The organism is Actinosynnema sp. NPDC023658, assembly GCF_040639995.1.
Classification (GTDB): Bacteria; Actinomycetota; Actinomycetes; order Mycobacteriales; family Pseudonocardiaceae; genus Actinosynnema.
Genome location: NZ_JBFAAX010000147.1, coordinates 8,263 through 12,710 on the forward strand (window position 1 = coordinate 8,263; position 4,448 = coordinate 12,710).

A 4,448-nucleotide genomic window follows, 5' to 3' on the forward strand; every position below is an offset into this window, starting at 1 on the left:
GCCGGTCTTACTCGGGTCTGCCCCCCAAAAAACCCCCCTAAAAAATAACCCACCCCACACCCGGGGGGGGGGGGGGGGGGGCCCCCCCCCCCCCCCCCGCCGCGGCGCGACGACAACGATGACATCGGTTCGGGTGGGCTGAGCTGGCGCTACCGGCTCACCCACCTGGACGTGAAGGTCTCGCCGTACCTGTACATCGCCCCCTTCTTCGTGCTGTTCGCCGTGGTGGGCCTGTTCCCGCTGCTCTACACCGCGTACATCTCCCTGTTCGACTGGGAGCTCGGCGCGGACGAGCAGCCGTTCGTCGGGATCGACAACTACACCACGCTGCTGGCGGACTCGCAGTTCTGGACCGCGCTGGTCAACACGTTCAGCATCTTCGCGATCTCGACGATCCCGCAGATCATCATCGCCGTGCTGCTGGCCGCGCTGCTCAACACCGCCCTGCGCGGTCGCACGGGCTGGCGGATGGGCGTGCTGCTGCCCTACGTGGCCAGCCTCGTCGCCCTGACCATCATCTTCGGCGACCTGTTCGGCGTGCAGTACGGCACGGTCAACAACATCCTCGAGGTGTTCGGCCTCGACCGGATCGACTGGCAGGCCGACCGCTGGTGGAGCCACGTCGCCATCGCGACCATGGTCAACTGGCGCTGGACGGGCTACAACGCCCTGATCGTGCTGGCCGCCATGCAGGCCATCCCTCGCGACGTCTACGAGGCGGCCTGGGTCGACGGCGCGAGCAGGTCGCGCCAGTTCCTCAGCATCACGCTGCCGATGCTGCGCCCCACCCTGATCTTCGTCATCGTCACCTCGACCATCGGTGGCCTGCAGATCTTCACCGAGCCGCTGCTGTTCGCGCCCTCGGCGGGGGCCAACGGCGGTGCGAGCCACCAGTACCAGACGGTCGTGCTCTACATGTACCAGTCCGGCTTCCAGAGCCAGGACCTCGGCTACGCCTCGGCGATGGCCTGGGTCCTGTTCGTCATCATCATCGCGATCGCGGGGATCAACTTCCTGCTCACCCGCAGGCTCGCGTCCAGTGGGGAGGCGTGATGGCCACCATCACCGATCGCACGGGGCTGTCCGCCGCCCGGCCCGGCCCCACCAAGCGACGGGCGTCGAAGAGGGTGTCGCTCTCCGAGCGGCGCCCGAGCTTCGTCGTCTACGGCATCCTGATCGCGTTCATCCTCGGCTCGGCGTTCCCGTTCTACTGGTCGTTCCTGGTGGCCAGCCACGACGACCAGACCTTCACCTCCGACGCACCCCTGCTGCCCGGTGGCAAGTTCTTCGTCAACGCGGGCCGGGTGCTGGACACCATCCCGTTCTGGAAGGCGCTGGGCAACAGCGTCATCGTCTCCGGCACGGTCACGCTGTCCGTGGTGGTGCTGTCGACGCTGGCCGGGTTCGCCTTCGCCAAGCTGCGCTTCAAGGGTCGCGGACCGCTGATGGTGTTCGTGGTCGCCACGCTCGCCGTGCCCACGCAGCTCGGCATCATCCCGCTGTACATGGCGATGGCGGAGTACGGCTGGTCCGGCACCCTCGGCGCGGTCATCGTGCCGAACCTGGTGACGGCCTTCGGCGTGTTCTGGATGCGCCAGTACATCGCGGACGCCGTGCCGGACGAGCTGATCGAGGCGGCCCGCATGGACGGGTGCAGCATGATCCGCACCTTCTGGCACGTGTGCCTGCCCGCGGTGCGCCCGGCCGCCGCGATGCTCGGCATCTTCACGTTCATGATGTCGTGGAACGACTTCCTCTGGCCGCTGATCGTGCTCAACGCGGACAACCCGACGATGCAGGTCGCCCTGGAGAAGTTGCAGAGCGGCTACTACGTCGACAACTCGCTCGTGCTCGCCGGGACCACCATGGCCACGGTCCCGATTCTGATCGTCTTCCTCGTACTCGGTCGGCAGATCGTCGCCGGGATCATGCAGGGTGCTGTGAAGGGGTAGCTGTGGAGTCGATTTCCTTTCCCGAGGGATTCGTGTGGGGCGCCGCGACAGCGGCGTTCCAGATCGAAGGCGCGACCACCGCGGACGGTCGCACCGCGTCCATCTGGGACACGTTCTGCAAGATCCCCGGTGCGGTGGTGGGCGGTGACACGGGCGACCCCGCCGCCGACCACTACAACCGCGTGGACGAGGACGTGCAGTTGATGGTCGACCTCGGGCTGCACGCCTACCGGTTCTCCACCGCGTGGCCGCGCATCCGCCCGGACGCCGGCCCGGTCAACCAGGCCGGCCTGGACTTCTACTCCCGGCTGGTCGACAAGCTGCTCGAGAACAACATCACCCCGTGGCTGACGCTGTACCACTGGGACCTCCCGCAGACCCTGGAGGACGAGGGCGGTTGGGCCAACCGGGACACCGCGTACCGCTTCGCGGAGTACGCCGAGTCCGTGGTCGGCGCCCTGGGCGACCGGGTGGACAACTGGACCACGCTGAACGAGCCGTGGTGCTCGTCGCTGCTCAGCTACGCCGCGGGCGTGCACGCGCCCGGCCGCCAGGAGCCGGAGGCCGCCGTCGCGGCCGTGCACCACCTGCTGCTGGCCCACGGCCTGGCCACCTCGGTGATCCGGGACCAGGCGCCGAACGCCAAGATCGGCATCACGCTCAACATGTACCCGATCATCCCGGCGAACCCGGACGACCCGGCCGACGTCGACGCCGCCCGCCGGCTCGACGGCCTGCAGAACCGGATCTTCCTCGACCCGCTGTTCAAGGGCGAGTACCCGGCGGACATCGTGGAGGACCTGGAGCCGTACGGCTTCTCGAAGCACATCCGCGAGAACGACCTGGAGATCATCTCCGCGCCGCTCGACCAGCTCGGCGTCAACTACTACGCCGAGCACTTCGTCAGCGGCACGCCGGAGCCCGAGGCCCCGGCGCAGCAGGACGGCCGTCGCCCGACCGGGTCGCCGTGGGTCGGCGCGGAGCACGTGTCGTTCCCCAGCCGCGGCCTGCCCCGCACGGACATGGACTGGGAGGTGCAGCCGGACGGCCTGTTCAAGGTGCTCAAGCGGGTGCACGAGGACTACCCCAGCATCCCGCTGTACGTCACCGAGAACGGCGCGGCCTACCAGGACTCGATCAGCGACGACGGTTCGATCAACGACCCCGAGCGCCTCGGTTACATCGAGTCGCACCTCCGGGCGGCCCATGCCGCCATCGAGGCGGGTGTGGACCTGCGTGGTTACTTCGCGTGGTCGCTCATGGACAACTTCGAGTGGGCCGAGGGTTACGCCAAGCGGTTCGGGATCGTGCATGTCGACTACGAGACCCAGGTGCGGACGCCTAAGATGAGTGCCATGTGGTACTCGCAGGTTGCCCGTGGCAACGCTCTCGCGGCGACGGTCGCTCCGTGACCGATGCCGTTGATCCACCCAAGGCGCGTCGACCCAACACCCGGCTCGAGGAGGTCGCTCGTGCAGCAGGGGTGTCGAAGTCGACCGTCTCCCGGGTGATCAACGGCGAGCCGTACGTCAGCTCCAGGGCGCGCGAGGCCGTGCACCAGGCCATCGGCAAGCTCGGGTACAGCCCGAACCAGGCGGCCCGGACGCTCGCGGGCAGCCGGGCCAACTGCATCGCGCTCGTCGTCTCCGAGCAGGGCAGCCGGGTGCTGGCCGACCCGTTCTTCGCCGGTGTGCTCCGCGGTGTGCACGCCGAACTCGCGGGCAAGAGGGTCCAGCTCGTCCTCATGATGAGCAAGGAGGGCGACGAGCAGGACCTGGTCAACTACCTCTGCGGCGGCCACGTGGACGGCGTGCTGGTGATCAGCCTGCACGGCCAGGACCCGCTGCCCCGCACGCTCGCCGACGCGGGCCTGCCGACCGTCGTCGGCGGCAGGCCCCTCGGCGCCGGCGGAGTGCCCTATGTGGACTCGGACAACTTCAACGGCGCCATGGAGGCGGCCCGCTACCTGGTCTCGCGGGGCCGCAAGCGGATCGCCACCATCGCCGGTCCCCGGGACATGGCGGTCGGCATGGACCGACTCTCGGGCTGGAAGCGCGGGCTGAGCCAGGCACGGCTCGAGACCGACCTCGTCGCGTACGGCGACTTCACCCCGGAGAGCGGCGCGGTCGCCATGGCCGACCTGCTCAAACGGGCCCCGGACCTGGACGCGGTGTTCGTCGGCGCGGACATCATGGCGCTGGGCGCGTTGCAGACCCTGCACGCGCACGGCAAGCGGGTGCCCGACGACGTGGCCGTGGTCGGGTTCGACGACCTGATGATCGCCTCCACGGCCGTGCCGCCGCTGACCACGATCCGCCAGGACGTGGAGCAGCTGGGGCGCACGATGACGTGGCGGCTGATGGCGGAGCTGGCCGGCGAGGAGAACCTGCCGCCGTTCCTGCTCCTGCCGACCGCGATGGTCTCCCGTTCGAGCGCCTGAGGCGACCCCCACGCACGTGACGCGACCCGGGCCGGTGGCCCGGGTCGCGGGCGGTT

The 4,448-nt window shown here is 69.0% G+C and carries 4 protein-coding genes; all 4 read left to right on the forward strand.

Annotated elements, in window-relative coordinates; all coding sequences use genetic code 11:
- Positions 1-123: 123 nt before the first annotated feature.
- From AB0G02_RS17725 to AB0G02_RS17740, 4 genes are read left to right on the forward strand one after another with little or no spacing between them, the layout of a single operon-like run.
- The gene (locus tag AB0G02_RS17725; RefSeq protein WP_360795168.1) at positions 124-1,053 is read left to right on the forward strand and encodes a sugar ABC transporter permease; all 930 of its coding nucleotides are present in this window, start codon (positions 124-126) and stop codon (positions 1,051-1,053) included.
- The gene (locus tag AB0G02_RS17730; RefSeq protein ID WP_360795162.1) at positions 1,053-1,952 is read left to right on the forward strand and encodes a carbohydrate ABC transporter permease; all 900 of its coding nucleotides are present in this window, start codon (positions 1,053-1,055) and stop codon (positions 1,950-1,952) included. Before AB0G02_RS17725 ends, AB0G02_RS17730 begins: the two co-directional genes overlap by 1 nt.
- 11 nt (positions 1,953-1,963) lie before the next feature.
- Complete coding sequence (locus AB0G02_RS17735; RefSeq protein WP_360795171.1) at positions 1,964-3,364, forward strand: GH1 family beta-glucosidase; 1,401 nt, start codon at positions 1,964-1,966, stop codon at positions 3,362-3,364.
- Entirely contained in the window at positions 3,361-4,392 is a 1,032-nt protein-coding gene (locus AB0G02_RS17740; protein WP_360795165.1) for a LacI family DNA-binding transcriptional regulator, read from the forward strand. Before AB0G02_RS17735 ends, AB0G02_RS17740 begins: the two co-directional genes overlap by 4 nt.
- The last annotated feature ends 56 nt before the right edge of the window (positions 4,393-4,448 follow it).